The sequence below is a fragment of the Nonomuraea sp. NPDC049607 genome (assembly GCF_040675375.1).
Lineage (GTDB): Bacteria > Actinomycetota > Actinomycetes > Streptosporangiales > Streptosporangiaceae > Nonomuraea.
Map to the genome: position 1 here is coordinate 42,896 of NZ_JBFAOV010000042.1, position 16,266 is coordinate 59,161.

Genomic DNA, 16,266 nt, shown 5'->3' on the forward strand with positions numbered 1-16,266 from the left:
ACTACTCCGAGGAGAACCATGGCTCGCCGCCCGCTCGCCGGGCTGACCGCGTTGGGGTTGGTCCTGTCCATGGGGATGGCCACGCCCTCCCCTTCACCCGAGTCCGCCGACACCCCGCCCCCCACCCCGGGCGCCTTACCCGCCGCCACCCGGCTCACCCTGATCACCGGCGACGTGGTGACGTACGGCAAGGCCGCCGACGGCACCCCTCGCGCCGACGTGGAACCGGCCAAGCGCGCCGGAGGAGCGCCGGTGTCCTTCGTGACCCTGCGGAAGGGCGACTCCTTCTACGTCTTCCCCTCCGACGCGATGGCCCCGGTGGCCTCGGGCCAGGTGGACAAGGGCCTGTTCGACGTGGCGTACCTGACCGCCAACGGCTACACCGACGCCGAACGCCCGACCCTGCCGGTCATCGTCCAGTACGGCACCGCCAAGCAGGCCGCCGCGACGCTGTCGGCACGGGCCGACGCGCTCCCGGCCACCGCCTCGCCCGTCGCCCTGGCCAGCGTCGGAGGCGCCGCCGTCAAGGTGGACAAGAAGGCGGCGCGGGAGTTCTGGGCCGCGGCCGCCGTGTCCCCCTCCGCACGCACGACCGCGCCGACGACGATCTGGCTCGACCGCAAGATGAAGCCCGTGCTCGACAAGAGCGTGCCGCAGATCGGCGCGCCGCAGGCCTGGGCCGCCGGCTACAAGGGCAAGGGCGTCAAGGTCGCCGTGCTCGACACCGGCGTCGATCCCGACCACCCCGACCTGGCCGGCCGGATCGGGGCGATGGCCAACTTCACCGACGATCCCGACGCCCGCGACGGCCACGGCCACGGCACCCACGTCGCCTCCACGATCGCCGGCTCCGGACGGTACACGGGCGTGGCGCCCGAGGCCACGCTCCTGGTGGGCAAGGTGCTCAGCTCGTCGGGCTCGGGCACCTCGTCGCAGGTCATCGCGGGCATGCAGTGGGCCGCCGCGCAGGCCAAGGTGGTCTCGATCAGCATCGGCGGCGAGTACGAGGACCAGAACGGCCCCATCAACCAGGCGGTGAACACGCTCAGCGCCGAGACGGGCGCGCTGTTCGTCGTGGCCGCCGGCAACGACGGCGGCAACCGTACCGTCAACGCGCCGGGATCAGCGGCGGCGGCGCTGACGGTCGGCGCGATCGACCGCGAGGAGAAACTGGCCCCCTTCTCCAGCCGAGGCCCGAGCCCGTTCGACTACGGGCTCAAGCCCGACGTGGTCGCGCCCGGCGTCGGCATCGTCGCGGCCCGCGCGCGGGGCACGTCGATGGGTTCACCCGTGGACGAGCTCCACACCGCCGCCTCCGGCACCTCGATGGCGACCCCGCACGTGTCGGGCGCGGCGGCCATCCTCGCCGGGCAACACCCCGACTGGACGGGCCCGCAGCTCAAGGCGGCGCTCATCGGCACCTCGAAGGACGACGGCCTGACCGCCTACCAGCAGGGCGCCGGGCGCATCGACGTGGCCAGGGCGGTCACCCAGCAGGTACGTGGCTCGGGCAACCTCGACTTCGGCTTCCTGAGCTCCCCGCAGAGCGGCCCGGCCACGAAGACGATCACCTACACCAACAACGGCGACCAGCCGGTGACGCTGGCCCTGCGCGCGAGCATCGCGGCGCACCGGGGCACCACCCCCGATCGGGCGCTCAAGCTGGACCGCGACACGGTGACCGTCCCCGCCCACGGCGCCGCGGACGTGGCCGTCTCCTTCGACCCGTCAGGACCGGCCACCTGGTACGAGGGTTCGGTGGCGGCCACCGGCGGCGACGTGGTCGTGCGCACGGCCGTGGGCGCGTTCGTCGAGCCGCGCAGGGTCAAGCTCAAGACCGAACTGATCATGCCGGACGGCGCGACCGACGCGGTCTCCGTCCCGTGGATGTTCCTGCGTACCGACGACCGCGACGACCTGGACTCCTTCTACCAGACGGTCGAGGGCGAGGCGAGCGTCTATCCGGGCACCTTCAGCGTCAACACCATCGCCGCCTGGCGAGGTGAGAACGGCGAGTGGCAGCAGTCGCTGCCGACCGCGCCCGAGGTCAAGGTGGACCGGGACACGACGGTCACCCTCGACCTGCGCAAGGCCCGCGAGGTCCGCCTGGACACCCCCCGCACGACCGAGACCTATCTGTCCCACTACGCCCTGCGGCGCACCACCGCGAGCGGCATCGTGGCCGACTTCCTCTCCTCCTACCCGGCGTACGGGCTGCACCATTACTGGATGTTGCCCACCGAACCGGTCAAGCAGGGCGCCCTCGACCTCACCGGCCAGTTCTGGCAGGGCGCGCCGCTCGTCACGATGAAGGCCGCCGGACGCGCGCTCGCCCCCCGCTACGCGGGCATCACCCCCGACATCCCCAAGCTGACCGGCAAGCAGACCATCCCGCTGGTGGACGTGGGCCACGGCACCGACCTGTCCGGCCTGGACGTACGGGGCAAGCTCGCCCTGCTCGACCTCGGCGACCTCTGCCCGGAGACGACCTGCTCCGGCGACGGGCTCGACCGCGTGGAGGCCCTGGCGGCCGCCGGCGCGGTGGGCGTGCTCGGTTACGGCGCGTCGGGACGGGCCTTCCTCGACCCGACCGGAAGCTGGGCCTTCTACCCGATCCCGACCATGAGCCTGCCCGCCGACCAGGGCAGGGCGCTGGCCCGCAAGCCGGTCGACGTCAAGGTCGAGGGCAGCCCGGCCACGCCGTACATGTACTCGCTGTTCTTCCCCGAACGTGGCCGGATCCCCGCCGGCCTCGACTACCGGGTGACCAGGAAGAACCTCCAGGAGATCGACGACCGCTTCCACTCGGACCGCCCCGGCACGGTGCGCATGAGCTGGACCCCCGTGCTGATCAACGGCTCCGAACCGTTCGTCGCGTGGGGTCTCGACGGCACCTTGCAGGCACGGACCACGGTGACCGAGTACGTCGGGCCGGTCTCGCCCGACGTGACGTGGCAGCGTGACGTCCGGATGCGGTACGACGAGGGCACCCCCTCCAGGACCGGCTACACCACGGTCGCGCTCGACGTCTTCACCAAGGCGGGACGTCGCACGGAGCGGTGGGGCATGCAGCCCCGAGTGCCCGGCGGCCCGCGCGACAGTGACCGCGTGATCGGCTCGGGCACGGTCACCTGTTTCGCGTGCCGTACCGGCGACCTGTTCACGGCGGCGGTGCCCGTCATGGGCCCCGAACCCAACCACCAGGAGCCCTTCACCTGGAGTGCCAACTTCCAGGCGTGGGCCGGCGGCAAGGACGAACTGCACCTCTACCGCAACGGTCAGGAAGTGCCCCTGGAGGAGAAGATCGGCGCGCTCGGGCCCGTCGGGATCAGGCTGCCGACCTTCACCCTTCCGTCCGGCGAGGCCGAATACCGGCTCACCGACACCTTCCACACCCCTCAGCCGGGACAGCGGTTCGCGACCGACGTCGAAACGGCCTGGACCTTCCGCTCCAAGCGCCCCGAATCCGGGATGAAGGACCTCACCGACGGCCTGTGCGCGGGCTGGCTCGTCACCCAGATCCTGGCTCCCTGCGCGCCGGTCCGCCGGCTCAACCTCAGCTACGACCTGGACCTCGACCTGGACAACCAGACCACGGCCGGGCTCGCCCGCCGCATCACCGTCACCGGCTACAACGGCTCCTTCGGGCAGCCCGACGCCAAACTGACCACGCTCCGGCTCTCGGCCACCTTCGACGGCGGCGCCCACTGGGTACCCGTCCCCATGTCGGCCTCCGGCGACCGCACCTTCACCGGCACCATCACCCACCCGCCCCTGTCCCGGACCGACGGCACCGTCGGCCTCCGCGCCCAGGCCACCGACCAGGAAGGCAACACCGTGGACCAGACGATCCACAAGGCCTACGGACTGAAGTAACCCGGACGAACAGCCAGAAACCCCCAGCCCGGCGTCCCCGAGCGGGGGGTTTCTGTCGGAACGCGAACAGCGCACCCTTGCAGTGAGGGAATGCACTGTTCGCGGCCATGGACTCCCCCGCTTGGGGCGCCCCGCTCTCGCGTCGAGCGTCATCCTTTGGGACGACGCCGTCGCGACCTCCGGAGGAGCCGGCCGAGACCCCGTGACGATGTGCGGGGCACCCCCGCGGCAGCAGATTGGCCGGGTGAACACCTCTCCCCCACGAAACCGTCCCACGATCGTGCCGACCCTGATCGTCGCCGTCTGGTCGGTGAGCTATCTGCCCCTCAGCCTGCTCTGGGCTCTCGGAGGGCCCGCATATCCCTTCGACGCCGGCCGTACGGGCGCGGGCAGCACCCTGCTCGATCCTCTTCCGGCGGCAGCCGGCGGGGCCGTGCTCGCGGTGTCGGCGCTGGTGGCCGGCGTCGTCGCGGTGCTCGGCGGCAGAGGTCCGCTCGACCGGGCCCCCGCCGTCGTGGCCGTCGCGCTCGGCGCCGGCCTGGCGGTGTTCCTGCCTGACGTGCGCATCATGATGACCGCTGGATATCTGCCGGTGATGCTGGTCGCCGCGCTCGCCGGCCAGGCCGAGTTCTCGATGATCGCGCCCATGCTCACGTGGCCGAGCGTCAACCTGCTCATCCTGATGGCGGCCGGCGTCAGCCTGATGCTCCTGGGGACGCGCGCGCTGACAGCAGGGGCCGGGCGGCCCGGTGGCGCCGCCCGCGCGCTACGGGTCGGGCGGTACGCGACCGCCGTCGCGGTCGCCGTCCCCGTCGTCTACGCCGTCACCCGCTTCGGCTGGTTGCTGGGCGTGCCTGTCGGGATCAGTGATCGGTTCCTGGCCCACATCGCCGAGATCACCCCGATCGGCGCCGGTCTCAGCACGCTCGGTCTCATCGGTGCGGGCCTGACCTTCGGCCTGGTCCGGCCGTGGGGCGAGATCTGGCCGCGCTGGGTGCCGTTCCTGCGCGGGCGTGCGATTCCGGCACGGCTCCCGGCCTACTCGGCTCTGGCCGTCGCCCTCCCCGTCACCTCCGCCGGGCTGATGTACGTCCGCAAGAAGCTCACCGGCGAGCAGGTCGGCCCTGCGGGGGCGGACACCGAACTGGGGGCCTGGCTGCCGGAGATGTTGTGGCCGCTGTGGGGTGCGGCTCTGGCGGTGGCGGCGCTGGCTTACCTCTCCCGCCGCCGGCACCTCGTTCACGCACACCGACCATAATGGTGGGCGTGCGAGAGTCCCCGTCATCTTCCGATGCCGCGGTTGACTCGTTTCTCGACCGGCATCAGGTGAGCACCGATGCCCTGCTCGCGGTGCTGCTCTTCCTGCCGCTCGGCCTGGTCTCGTTGAGCCTGCTCCGGGCCTCGGACAGTCCTCTGCCGCTCCGCCTGCTCGCGGGTCTCGGCCTGCTGGTGCTGCATGGGTGCGTCGTTCCGCGTCGGCTGCGCCCGCTGGTGGCGTACGGCGTGGCCGCCGCGGCGATGCTGTTGCTGGTGGCACTCCCGCCCCTGCATGACCCGGGCGGCGCCTACTATCCGGCGGTGCTGCTGCCGAGCACGCTGGTCTTCGGGCTGCTGCTCTACACGGCCTGCGGCCGGCTCGGCCTGCTGCCCAGCCTGGCCTGTCTGGGTGTCGCCCTGACGGGGGTGGCCCTGGTCCTGGCCCGCCTGTGGAATCCGGCTTCATGGGGCGGCTCGTCGGGCTCCTACGAGCTGGTCGCATGGCGGATCGGACTGTCGGTCGGCCTGGTCGCCGCAGCGGCGTGCCTGTGGTCGCTGGGCCGCCTCAGCCGGATCCGGGTGTTGTTCATGTCCGAGCTCAGAGCGAAGGCCGAGCGCGCGGAGGCCGACCGTGCGCGGGACCGGCAGGAGGCGGCGCGGGCGGAGCGCGACCGCATCAGCCGCGAGATGCACGACGTGGTGTCCCACTCGCTCGCCGTCATGGTCAGCCAGGCGGAAGGTGGCAGGCTGTCCGCCCCAGGCTCGCCCGGGGCGGACGTGTTCGCCACCATCGCCGGGGTCGGGCGCGAGGCCCTGCGCGACATGCGCGGGCTCCTGGGCGTGCTGCGCGCCGACGGCGGCACCACTCCGCAACCGGGCCTCGGCGATCTCTGCGACCTGCTCGACCAGGTACGCGACACAGGCGTCCGGCTCGCCGTACAGGAGGTCGGGGACGCCCGGCCGCTGCGCCCCGCCGTCGACCTGACCGCCTATCGTGTCGTCCAAGAGGGACTGACCAACGTGATCAAACACGCGGGGGCGACGGCCGCCGCCGACATGACGCTGGCCTGGCGCGCGGACAGACTGCACATCACCATCACGAACGACGGCGCCGGCCCGCCCGCCGGAGAGGCCGGCGTCGGGCTGACCGGGATGCGCGAACGTCTCAGCATGGTGGGAGGCACCCTGGAGGCCGGCAGACGCCCCGGCGCCGGCTTCGAACTGTCGGCCACCCTGCCTTACGAGCCGAGGAGTCTCCCATCATCCGGATCATGATCGTCGACGATCAGGAGCTGCTGCGCAACGGCCTGACCATGGTCGTCAGGTCCCAGCCCGACATGGAGGTGGTCGCCGAGGCCGCTGACGGCCTGGCGGCCCTGTCGGCGCTGGAGTCGCGGCACGTCGACGTGGTGGTGATGGACATCCGCATGCCCCGGATGGACGGTGTCCTCGCCACCAGGGAGATCCAGCGGCTGGACGACCCGCCGAAGGTGCTGGTGCTGACCACGTTCGATCTCGACGAGCACGCCCTGGCCGCGCTGCGCGCCGGTGCGAGCGGGTTCATGCTGAAGGACGCGCCAGGTGAGGAGATCATCGCTGCGATCCGGCACGTGCACCGGGGTGACTCGATCATCGCGCCCGCCACGACCCGCCGGCTCATCGGGCGGCTCGTCGCCAAGGCCGACACCGACCCGGACGCCGTGCTCAAGGTGCTCACGGAGCGTGAGCGTGAAGTCTTCCTCAGCCTGGCCGGAGGCGCGTCCAACGCCGAGATCGGAGTCGAGTTGTTCCTGTCGGAGACCACGATCAAGACCCACGTGGGGCGCATCCTGACGAAGCTCGGGCTGCGCGACCGGGTCCAGGCGGTGGTACTGGCGTACGAATCCGGCGTTGTCACTCCGGGCGAACGTTAGGCGCCGACTCACGCGCATCGCGTCCAGGCCGCTGGGTTGAGGTCGGCGCCCGGACTGGTCGATCCCATGGGCCATCAACCGCGATCGCCTCCTTCCTCAAGTGGACGGTCCGCCGGCGGCGTTCTCTGCACGAGGGCGATCTCACGGACCCGAGCGGGAGGGCCCAGGCCATCGGACTCCCTGCTCGACAGCGCTGAGCGGCGGCCCACACGTCCTGGGCGCCCCGAGATCGGCTTGTCCCAGCGCCCGACCTCAGGGAGCGAGGGACTCGTACAGGGTGCGGGCGAAAGCGGCGGCCGCCTCGTGGGTGTCGGAGCGTGCGGGGGTGGACATGTGGCCGAGGAAGGCATGCTGGAAACAGGCGCCGACCAGGAGACCGGCGGCGGCCCGGACGTCCGCGTCCGGGTTCAGGCGGCCCTGTTGTTGTTCGGCGCGCAGGTACGCGGCGATCGCTTCGTTGACCTTGTGGGGGCCGACGTCCTTGCGCCGGATCTCGGCCTTGTGGGCGGCAAGGGTGGCAGGGTCGGCGAACATCGAGGCGAACATGGGGAAGCCGCCGCTGTAGAAGGTGATCGCCGCCGTGGCGATGGCGGTGAGATTGTCCACGACGTCCCCGGTTCCGGCCTTGCCGTGCAGCACCTCGGCCAGCCGGCCGAAGCCGGGTGAGCGTTCGCGCATCACCGCGACGAGCAGGTCGGCCTTGTTGGTGAAGTGCTTGTAGAGGGCGGCCTCGGTGAATCCGGCGGTGCGGGCGATCTGTCGCGTGGTCACGTTCGCCAGGCCCTGCTCCGCCATGACCGTGGCGGCCGCGTCGAGGATCGCGTCCCTGGTGCCCATTGCTGCTCCTTCGCGACTTGACGTAGTTAGTAAACGCTCACTAACGTCACCCTATCAGTTAGCGAGCGTTTACTAACCAGGAGTCCCTGATGAAACTCGCCCTTTTCGGCGCAACCGGCGGCACCGGACAGCAGCTGCTCGACCAGGCACTCGCCGCCGGCCACCACGTCACCGCGATCGTCCGCGACCCGACCCGGCTGCGGCCGGCCGGACCGCCCCGGGCTCGACGTGGTGACCGCTGAACTGACGGACGCCAACGCGATCGGCGCCGGCGTGACCGGCCAGGACGCCGTGGTGTCCACCCTGGGGCCCAGGCCGGGCGCGGGCGGGTCGGTGTGCGCCGACGGCGCCCGCGCGATCATGACGGCGATGCGAGCCACCGCGACCCGCCGCCTGATCGTCGTCACCGCCAGCGGGCACATCGTCGACGAGGGCGACGGGCCGCTGAACCGAGCCCTGGTCAAACCCCTGCTACGCCGTCTTCTGCGAGAAGGATTCGCCGACTTCGCCCGCACCGACGAGGCCGTCCTCTCCAGCGGTCTGGACTGGACCATCATGCGGCCTCCGCGCCTGACCGACGGCGAGCGCCGCCCCTACCGCACCGCCATCGACCGCAACGTGCGCCGCGGCATCACCATCGCCCGCGCCGACCTGGCCCACGCCATCCTTGCCGCACTCGCCGACCCTGCCACCGTCGGCCACAGCATCAGCCTGGGGTACTGACCATGAGAAGACGGATCGTCATCTCCGTGATCCTGCTGGTGCCCGTCGCGCTCACCGGCACCGGCGCCGTGGCCCATCTCACCTTCCTCCGCCCGCCCGACGACCCTCCGGCCGACCTGTGCGCTCAGGGCCCGCCGGGCGAGCGCCCCCGCGTGGTCGCGGCCGGCGCCAGCATGACCCAAGGCACGCTCGGCGCGGACTGGGTGGCGGCCCTGCGCGCACGGCCCGAGCACCGCGCTTACGAGTTCGTCAACGCGGGCATCAACGGCAACACCACCGCCGACCTGCTAAAGCGCCTCGACACCGACATCCTGGCATGCCGGCCGGCCGCGGTCCTGCTCCTGATCGGCACCAACGACGTCCGCGACGGCGTGGCGCTGGAGCGCTACCGAGCCAACCTCGGCGCGATCATCGCCCGCATCCAGGCCCGCACCGCCGCGCGGATCGCCGTGATGTCCCTGCCGCCACTCGGCGAGGACCTGGACACCACGATCAACCGATCGCTCGCCGGACACAACGCCGCGATCAAGGAAATAGCGCACCGGGCACAGGTCCAGTACCTGCCCGTGCATGAGCGCATGGCCGACCACCTGCGGACACAGGGCGGACGGCAGCCGTACGCCTTCAGTTTCCCGCTGGCCTTCGCCATCGCCGCCCAGCATTACCTGCTCGGGCGCAGCTGGGACGAGATCGCCCGCCATGGCGGGCGCGACCTCCTCGTCGACCACGTGCACCTGAACGACCGCGGCGGAGCGATCGTCGCCGATCTCGCTTCTCGCTGGCTGTCCGAGCGGCCCACCGCCTTTTAGTGCAACAGCCGTCCCCGTGATCAGCGCGGCCGAACGCCGGCCACCGGAGGACCACAGTCGCGGCGTTCACGTCCCCGATCCTGCACGCGATCCGTATTGACGCGGGCTGGGACGCGATGGATTCTTGCGATGCCTTCCCCTCCTTCTGGCCGCGTTGACAGGAGTGAACCGATGAAGCAGTTCAACCAGCGGCCGAAGCGGAAGTCGACGCGCCGGTGGCCGTCCCCGGAGCGCGGGGCCGGCGATCAGGTCCAGCCCGGCGGCGCCCAGGTCAGGGCGGAGAATCAGGACAGCGACGATGAGGGCACGGTGGCGGTCGTCGAGGAGACCGCGTTCGTCGTCCACCAGGCACAGGTCATCGGCCAGGAGCCGCTCAGCACGATCGAGCCGCTGACCAAGACCAAACGCACCGAGACCGTCGTCGTCGAGACCGTCGTCGCGAGGGCGGCCGACCTGGTCAAGCTGATCGGCGTCAAAACCCCGGAAGAGCTCCAGAAGATCATCCTACGGCCGCGTCTCGCCCAGGCGGTGGCCGAGGAGGCCGTCCTGTACTTCGCCACGGAGGGGAGACTGGGCGATTGGCCGAAGCTGCTGCGACTGTGGGCCGAGTGCACGGAGGCGGATCGGGAGAAGGTCTTGAACACGCTCCCGGACGTCGTGATCCAGCCGGTGTTCACACAGATGGTCGACACGTACGTGGAGGCGATGTCGAAGCACGCGGAGCCGGACTATTTCGACATCTCCGCCGCGTTCGAGGTGACCATCGACGAGTTTTCGCTACAGGCGTCGCCCAGCCTGGACAAGGAGGCGGCGCCGGGCGCCGTCGGCAAGGCGATCGTGCTCGGGCCGCCGAACGTCTTCGCGACCAAGGACGGTCGCATGATCGACGTGCCCACGCCCGCGAAGCCCGGCAACCTGTACACCCATCCCTCGGACGAGGTGCTGGAGACCATGAACGACGTCTCCGGCGTGAACCTGCCGACGACGGTCACCCTGACGGCCAAGAACGAGCTCTGGCTCGGGGGCGGCCCGAGCCCCGACGACGTACGCCAGGGCGAGCTCGGCGACTGTTTCCTGCTGTCGCTGCTCGGTGCCATCGCCCAGCATGACCCCGACCACATCCGGCGGATGGTCAAGAAGGACGACGACACGTACGTGGTCACCTTCACCCGCACGATCAAGGACAAGAACCAGGAGTTCCGCGTGCCCCAGCAGGTCAAGCTGGACACCCTGATCTTCCCGCACAGCAACCAGAACGCCCTCCTGGGGGCCCGCGCCCGGGTCCAGATCGGAGGCCCCGTCCACCGGCGGCGCAGGACGCTCGGCGCCGACGACGATCCGGGCGACGAGTACCTGGAGAAGTCCTACAAATTGCGGACCGCCATGTGGGTGCCGATCGTCGAGCGCGCGTACGCCGTCCTGGCCGGCGCCCACGGCCTCTTCGCCGACAAGGAAACCCCCGACGAGGACGTCAACGGCTACGTCGCCATCAGCAACGGCAGCGTCGCCAGTCACGCCATCCTCTCCTGCCTGTACGGCCATCGCTTCCGGCGCAGCGGCTCGGTCCAGGTGACGAATCTGAACAAGTCGATCTCCCGCCCACCCGACTCCCTCGACCGGCCCAGCTCGGAGCTGTTCAACCTGCTGCTCATGGTCGGTCATCAAGCCGCGAACCCCTCGCCCTGCCTGGCGATCCCCACCGCGGCCATCAGCTGGCGCGACGTCGGCGGGCAACTGGTCGACCTGTTCCGGAAGCAGCTCGGCGATGCCCGGCTCGACGACTTCGAGCGCCTCGACCCGCATCTCGCCGTCATCGTCGAGAAGCTAGGAACCGCCATAAAGGCGGGCGAAGAGGGCCTCACCCCATTGGAATCCGACGCGAAGTTCCAGGACGCGTGCGCCGCCGTCATCAAGGACCTGCTCCCCCGCCGGTCAGAGGCCCCATGGGCGAGCCGGGTCGTCAAGCTCCTCGCCGCGCTGGCGCCGCCGGTGAGCATGCCCGCGTCGCAGCCGTACCTGTTCGCCCGGCACGCCTACATGATCGGCGCCGTGGATCTCCAGCCTGCCGGGAACTGGCCGGCTCCCGACTACGAGACCAACCCGGCGCGCGGCGGGTCGCTGAACAACCTCGCGGCCATGGCCGCCGCCCTGGCCGCGCTCGACACCCGGGCGTCGACCATCACCCTGATCAACCCCCACCACAAGAACTCCCCCAACCTGGACAAGAAGCTCGACGCGGCGACGGACACCGGCACGTTCCGCCTGACCCTCGCGGAGTTCCTGGGCTTCTTCACCCAGGTCGACTACGGCATCGTGAGCCGAGACGCCTAACGCCCGCGGCGGGCCGGGCACAGGATCGTCTCGACGTTCAGCTTCGGGCCCCGGAACCCGGCAGAAACGGGCCGCGCGAGAGCAGGGCCGCTGCTCGGCGCTGGGCCGGCAGTGGAGCGGCCGATCTTGAGGGTGCGGGCGGCCTTCGGACCGAAACCCCGCCGGACGCCGATGCCCACGAGGGCCGGGCCAGCGAAGAGGGCTGCTCCTGATGGCCACCCCCGCCCCATGCCGTCGACACCGTGCGGGCCTGGCTGGAGGACCTGTCCAGGATCGAGCCCGAGCCGGACTGCCGGGTTGGTCCCCCCTTCCCCGCGATCCGCTGTTGCCGACACGCCATTCCGATTCGGCGGCATGCCAGAGAAGGCGGCCGCACAAGCAACGGTCCCCGCACTTGGATGTGTTGTTGTCGATGAAGATCGCGGCTTCCCAGATGGATGGCGAGCGCGGGGTGGCGACGGGCACGGTCTTGGCGACGTTGATGTCCGCGTCGAGCTCGATGCAGTACTCGCCCGTGCTGATCTTGCGGACGTTGGTGACGCCGGTGGAGCGCACGACGGTGAGACCCGCGGTTGAGTTGCGGTAAGAGGATTCCCGCACATTGACCATCAGCAGTGCGGCGGGGGCAGGTGCACCTTCATCACGTTGATCTGCTTGAACCGGGTGATGAGGTCGAAGTTCAACAGCCGGGTGATGCCGAACCCGATGAGCGAGGCGCCGCGGGAATCGACAGACTTGGTCTCCACGTTCAGGTCCGTCTCGAGCCGTGCTCGCCGGCCGCAGCCCGGCCCGCACCCCCGCCGGAGCCGATCTTGCCCGGTCACCGTCCGAAATTCGTTGGGCGTCTGTCAGACGTTTGTGCGATCATCCGCACGTGACAGATGAGGCCGATCGACACACATCGTTCCCCACCAGTTCGAAGCATGTGCGCTTTGTCGAGCTGTCGAGCGCTGCGATGTCCGCTCTGCTCGATGGGGATCTGCCCGCGGCCAGCGACACGGCTGGGGTCGCGCTGACTGAGTACTTCGTGACAGATAGAGCGCGGTGGCTGTGGCAGGTTCGGATCGACCAGATGGCCGCCGATCCCCGCCACGCGCGGTGGATGGCGCGGCAGGCGGTGACCGGGCCTGAAGGTGTCGTCATCGGTCATGCCGGGTTTCACGGACCGCCCGATGAGGCGGGCATGGTGGAGATCGGCTACGCCGTCGCTCCTGACTTCCGCCGCCAGGGCTACGGCCGAGCCATCCTGATCGAGCTGTTGCGTCGGGCGGCGGCCGAACTGGAGGTCAAGACCGTACGGGCGACGATCAGTCCCGACAATGCGGCGTCCCTGGCCACGATCGCCGGCTTCGGCTTCGTCCAGGTTGGCGAAGATTGGGACGAAGAGGAAGGTCTCGGACTCATCTTCGAAGTCCCCGCCAACCGCAGCCGCTAAGGCGCGACCAACCTGGTGAAAGTTGCTCGACGGCGGCCGCGGCGGCGAGGGCACTGGAGAGTTTCAGAGCCCGAGCCATGTGACTGTCCCCGCTCTGGGGGTGACGGTGGGCGCGCCTGGGGCTGTGCCACGAGATATCCCGATCACGGCAGTTGGACCGCCAGGAGCGACAGCGGTGGGAGTAGCCCACCACCTTCACCGCCAAGACCTCAGCCTTGATGCTCTCTAAGGGCACAACGCAGAGGTCAGCAGGGTCTTGGCCGCCTGGTGAGGGTCGCCGGAGAACGGGGTGATCGACAATGTGACCTGTCGCGAACCGTCGGCCGAGTTGAACGCCACCGTGAGGTAGCCCGGGGCGCCGCCGCCGTGGCCGAACGCAGTGCCGCAGGGAAGAGGCGCCAGCTCCAGCCCCAGCCCGTACCCCTCGGTCGTGCCGGGATCCTTCATCTCCTTCAGCAGACCAGGGCGGAGCAGTTTGCCCTGGAACAGTGCGCGGTAGAACCGGTTGATGTCCCCGGTGGTGGAGATGATCTCGCCCGCCGCGCCGGCCATCGTGGGATTGAACCGTGTGACGTCGACGGGGGCGACCTTGCCACCCCTGGTGACTGGCACATAGCCGTGGGCGTGCGGGCCGTACACCTCCGGTGAGGCTCCCGGCAGGCGGGTGTGCCGCAGGCCGAGCGGCCGCAGGATCCGCTCCCTGATCTCTGTCGCGTACGGCCTGCCGGTGGCCCTCTCGATCAGCATGCCGAGCACGATGTAGTTGGTGTTGGAGTACCTGTACTCAGACCCGGGCGGGAAGTCGCGCGGGAGCTTCTCCGCTCTTTCCACCAGTTCGCGTGCCGACCAGGTGCGGTAGCGCTCCTTGGGGATGCCTGCCTCGTCCATCATGCCCGTCGAGTACTCGGGAAGGCCGCTGGTGTTCTGGAGGAGGTGCCTGATCGTGATGTCGGCGCCCTTGTCCACGAGCTCCGGCAGCCACTGCTCCACACTGTCGGACAGGTGCAGCTTTCCCTCGCCCACCAGTTGAAGCACCGCGGTCGCCGTGAACGACTTGGTCACGCTCCCGGCCCGGAAGCGCCCGTCCACCGGGGCCGGCTGGGCATGGTTCATCTTCGCCTTGCCGCTGGCGGCTCGCCAGGTCCTGTCCCCGTCGCGAACCTCGGCGATCGCGGCGACCGCACCGCCTGCGACGACCTTGTCCAGCATCGCCTGCAAACTCGGCCGGCCGCTCGGGCTCGCCTCTGCCGCCGCGGTGGCGGTCACGGCGGGCGTTGCCGGCAACGACACGGTCAAGCAGGCCAGGACGGCCGCGCCGGCGCGTCTTCCCTTCACGTTGCTCCTCCGATTCACGGAGTCCGGCTCTCGGCCTCCGCCGTATCAAGATCCGACACGAGAGGGCGGTACGGCGTCGGAGTTGTCCCCTACCGAAACCCTGATTCCCCACCGACGATCTCCGACTTGGGAAGGACGCCTGTGTTGGCCTTCAGGCCAACCTCGGCCTTGCAGCTCTCTGCAGATCAACGCCGTTCGGGGCTCATGACACGATTCCTACCGGCACCCCGCGGTGCCATCCGAGTGGGGTTGCTGCCGCCGGAGGGCTCGCGGCCACTGTTGCCGTCTCGGATTCGCCGGCCCTCCGGTGAACAGACCTCATGAACCTGACCGAAGGGCATCAGCGGAGTCTGCAACGGGCGGCCTGAGCGGCGGCGAGCTCGTAACACAGGATCTGCAGTTCGCGCTTGGCCATCTCCAGGCGGGTTTCGGCCGTGGCCTGGCCCAGGCGGGCCTGGTCGTCCTGCGTTCGTAGCCGGTCGCGTTCGTCCTCGAAGCGGCGGCGGCGCCGGGGTGTCGCGAGCCGCGCGGGTCTCCGCTCGCGCCTGCTCGGCCGCGGTGCCGGGGCCCGCAAAGCCGGCTGGTCAGAGGCCCACGTTGCGCATGGCGTTGTCCCGCCAACGGTCCACGGCCCTGATGTACCGCAACACCACCGGTGAGGCGGGCGCCCAGCGGCCATGCTTGGCGATGACCGCGACCGGGACGCCGGCGGCGTAGGCGACGGTGGCGCCGCCGGCGCGCAGGCTGTGCGCGGTGACGGTGTCGGCGTAGGGCACGTTCGCGCGTACGGCCAGGTGGCGGACGATCGTGTTGACCGCGTCGGCGCCGAGCGAGGGGCCGAGGCCACCGTGCCGATTGACCCGGCGCAGCAGCCTTCCGGTGGTTTGTCCGGCCTGGCCCAGATCGTCGAGCCAATCGCGCCAGGCGGCGACCGGGTCGGTGAGCGGGTGCGTGCCGCGCGGGATGGCGATGGTCTCGCCTGTCGAGTCTTTGTCGGTCTTGGAGGTGCGGATGGTCACCTCGAGGCCGTCGGCGACCTCGCGCACGTCCTCCCGCGTGAGGGCGACGAGCTCGCTGCGGCGGCCCATCAGGGCCAGGCCGAGCACGAGCAGCAGCCGGTCGCGTCGCCCGATCGCGGTGGTCAGGTCGCAGGCGGAGACCATGGCGCGCAGCGCGTCGATGGTGATGGGCGGGGCCTCGCGCTGGCCGCGGCCGCCGGATTCGGCGCGCTGGCGTTTGTAGGCGCGCAGGGCGAGGCGGGCGGATTCGGTGGCGGGCCGTCCGGTGTGTCCGGCCAGGCGGTGCATGGTGCGCACGGCGGCGATGGCTTGCTCGATGCTGGCCGGCGCCTGGCCGGCCTCGCACAGCTGGGAGGTGTATTCGGCCAGGGTGTGTGCGGTGGCGGGCAGCGCGATGCGGCCGTGCTCGGCGCACCAGGCGGTGAAGAGGGTCCACTGGCGGGCGTAGGCGCGGCGGGTGTTGGCTGGGACGCCGTCGGCGATTCGGGCTTGAGTGGCCGCGCTGAGGGTGTAGTCGGCTGCGGTGTGCCCGCCGGTTTCCGCCGCATTCTCTGGAGGCGCGAAGATCGGCGGCCGCTCCTGCGCGGCCGGTGTCGGCAAAGTCTCCCGCTCGTCGTGCACGCCTGTCCCCCGCCCACTCCGGCGCCACATTCTGACCCGCGATAAGGAAGGTTATCACGGGCTAGGCGTGAAGGCGGTTGCGTTTGCGTTCGTACGTAACACGTGCGTTC

At 70.3% G+C, this 16,266-nt stretch carries 15 protein-coding genes; 10 read left to right on the top strand and 5 right to left on the bottom strand.

The window, feature by feature from the left end; all coding sequences use genetic code 11:
* Window positions 1–18: 18 nt before the first annotated feature.
* The 4 genes from AB0J97_RS44665 to AB0J97_RS44680 all read left to right on the top strand — a co-directional run bounded on the left by AB0J97_RS44665 (window position 19) and on the right by AB0J97_RS44680 (window position 7,046).
* Window positions 19–3,876, top strand: a complete 3,858-nt coding sequence (locus AB0J97_RS44665; RefSeq protein ID WP_364101427.1) for a S8 family serine peptidase — start codon at window positions 19–21, stop codon at window positions 3,874–3,876.
* 244 nt (window positions 3,877–4,120) lie between these two features.
* Complete coding sequence (locus tag AB0J97_RS44670; protein WP_364101430.1) at window positions 4,121–5,134, top strand: hypothetical protein; 1,014 nt, start codon at window positions 4,121–4,123, stop codon at window positions 5,132–5,134.
* A 68-nt stretch (window positions 5,135–5,202) separates the two neighbouring features.
* Window positions 5,203–6,408: a histidine kinase gene (locus AB0J97_RS44675; protein ID WP_364101433.1), complete on the top strand. Its 1,206-nt coding sequence runs from the start codon at window positions 5,203–5,205 to the stop codon at window positions 6,406–6,408.
* Window positions 6,405–7,046, top strand: coding sequence for a response regulator transcription factor (locus tag AB0J97_RS44680; protein ID WP_364101436.1), 642 nt, complete (start codon window positions 6,405–6,407; stop codon window positions 7,044–7,046). Before AB0J97_RS44675 ends, AB0J97_RS44680 begins: the two co-directional genes overlap by 4 nt.
* Before the next feature lie 252 nt (window positions 7,047–7,298).
* Here AB0J97_RS44680 and AB0J97_RS44685 read toward each other — a convergent pair whose 3' ends face one another.
* The gene (locus AB0J97_RS44685) at window positions 7,299–7,883 is read right to left on the bottom strand and encodes a helix-turn-helix domain-containing protein (protein ID WP_364101439.1); all 585 of its coding nucleotides are present in this window, start codon (window positions 7,881–7,883) and stop codon (window positions 7,299–7,301) included.
* Window positions 7,884–7,972: 89 nt separating this feature from the next.
* Between AB0J97_RS44685 and AB0J97_RS44690 the strand changes: the two genes are divergently transcribed.
* The 5 genes from AB0J97_RS44690 to AB0J97_RS44710 all read left to right on the top strand — a co-directional run bounded on the left by AB0J97_RS44690 (window position 7,973) and on the right by AB0J97_RS44710 (window position 12,332).
* The gene (locus tag AB0J97_RS44690) at window positions 7,973–8,125 is read left to right on the top strand and encodes an NAD(P)H-binding protein (protein WP_364101442.1); all 153 of its coding nucleotides are present in this window, start codon (window positions 7,973–7,975) and stop codon (window positions 8,123–8,125) included.
* Window positions 8,115–8,606, top strand: coding sequence for an NAD(P)-binding oxidoreductase (locus tag AB0J97_RS44695; protein WP_364101445.1), 492 nt, complete (start codon window positions 8,115–8,117; stop codon window positions 8,604–8,606). The genes AB0J97_RS44690 and AB0J97_RS44695 overlap by 11 nt, the downstream gene beginning before the upstream one ends.
* Window positions 8,607–8,608: 2 nt before the next feature.
* Window positions 8,609–9,415, top strand: coding sequence for a GDSL-type esterase/lipase family protein (locus tag AB0J97_RS44700; protein WP_364101448.1), 807 nt, complete (start codon window positions 8,609–8,611; stop codon window positions 9,413–9,415).
* A gap of 171 nt (window positions 9,416–9,586) precedes the next feature.
* Window positions 9,587–11,746, top strand: coding sequence for a hypothetical protein (locus AB0J97_RS44705; protein WP_364101451.1), 2,160 nt, complete (start codon window positions 9,587–9,589; stop codon window positions 11,744–11,746).
* A gap of 394 nt (window positions 11,747–12,140) precedes the next feature.
* On the top strand, window positions 12,141–12,332 hold the full coding sequence (locus AB0J97_RS44710) for a hypothetical protein (RefSeq protein ID WP_364101454.1): 192 nt from the start codon (window positions 12,141–12,143) through the stop codon (window positions 12,330–12,332).
* A 22-nt stretch (window positions 12,333–12,354) separates the two neighbouring features.
* On the opposite strand, the gene AB0J97_RS44715 is transcribed toward AB0J97_RS44710, so the two are convergent.
* Window positions 12,355–12,570 (bottom strand): Tn3 family transposase, encoded by a 216-nt coding sequence (locus AB0J97_RS44715; RefSeq protein ID WP_364101457.1) that lies wholly within the window; start codon window positions 12,568–12,570, stop codon window positions 12,355–12,357.
* Between the two features lie 50 nt (window positions 12,571–12,620).
* Between AB0J97_RS44715 and AB0J97_RS44720 the strand changes: the two genes are divergently transcribed.
* Window positions 12,621–13,181: a GNAT family protein gene (locus AB0J97_RS44720; protein WP_364101460.1), complete on the top strand. Its 561-nt coding sequence runs from the start codon at window positions 12,621–12,623 to the stop codon at window positions 13,179–13,181.
* Window positions 13,182–13,406: 225 nt separating this feature from the next.
* Here AB0J97_RS44720 and AB0J97_RS44725 read toward each other — a convergent pair whose 3' ends face one another.
* The 3 genes from AB0J97_RS44725 to AB0J97_RS44735 form a co-directional block, all read right to left on the bottom strand.
* Entirely contained in the window at window positions 13,407–14,516 is a 1,110-nt protein-coding gene (locus AB0J97_RS44725) for a serine hydrolase domain-containing protein (protein ID WP_364101463.1), read from the bottom strand.
* A gap of 340 nt (window positions 14,517–14,856) precedes the next feature.
* Complete coding sequence (locus AB0J97_RS44730) at window positions 14,857–15,090, bottom strand: hypothetical protein (protein WP_364101466.1); 234 nt, start codon at window positions 15,088–15,090, stop codon at window positions 14,857–14,859.
* Window positions 15,091–15,100: 10 nt separating this feature from the next.
* Window positions 15,101–16,156, bottom strand: a complete 1,056-nt coding sequence (locus tag AB0J97_RS44735) for a tyrosine-type recombinase/integrase (protein WP_364101469.1) — start codon at window positions 16,154–16,156, stop codon at window positions 15,101–15,103.
* Window positions 16,157–16,266: the final 110 nt, after the last annotated feature.

Excerpts from the sequence above, each read along its gene's own strand:
- AB0J97_RS44705 (WP_364101451.1), top strand. The coding sequence starts at position 9,587 with ATGAAGCAGTTCAACCAGCGGCCGAAGCGGAAGTCGACGCGCCGGTGG.
- AB0J97_RS44685 (WP_364101439.1), bottom strand. The coding sequence starts at position 7,883 with ATGGGCACCAGGGACGCGATCCTCGACGCGGCCGCCACGGTCATGGCG.
- AB0J97_RS44665 (WP_364101427.1), top strand. The coding sequence starts at position 19 with ATGGCTCGCCGCCCGCTCGCCGGGCTGACCGCGTTGGGGTTGGTCCTG.
- AB0J97_RS44690 (WP_364101442.1), top strand. The coding sequence starts at position 7,973 with ATGAAACTCGCCCTTTTCGGCGCAACCGGCGGCACCGGACAGCAGCTG.
- AB0J97_RS44680 (WP_364101436.1), top strand. The coding sequence starts at position 6,405 with ATGATCGTCGACGATCAGGAGCTGCTGCGCAACGGCCTGACCATGGTC.
- AB0J97_RS44700 (WP_364101448.1), top strand. The coding sequence starts at position 8,609 with ATGAGAAGACGGATCGTCATCTCCGTGATCCTGCTGGTGCCCGTCGCG.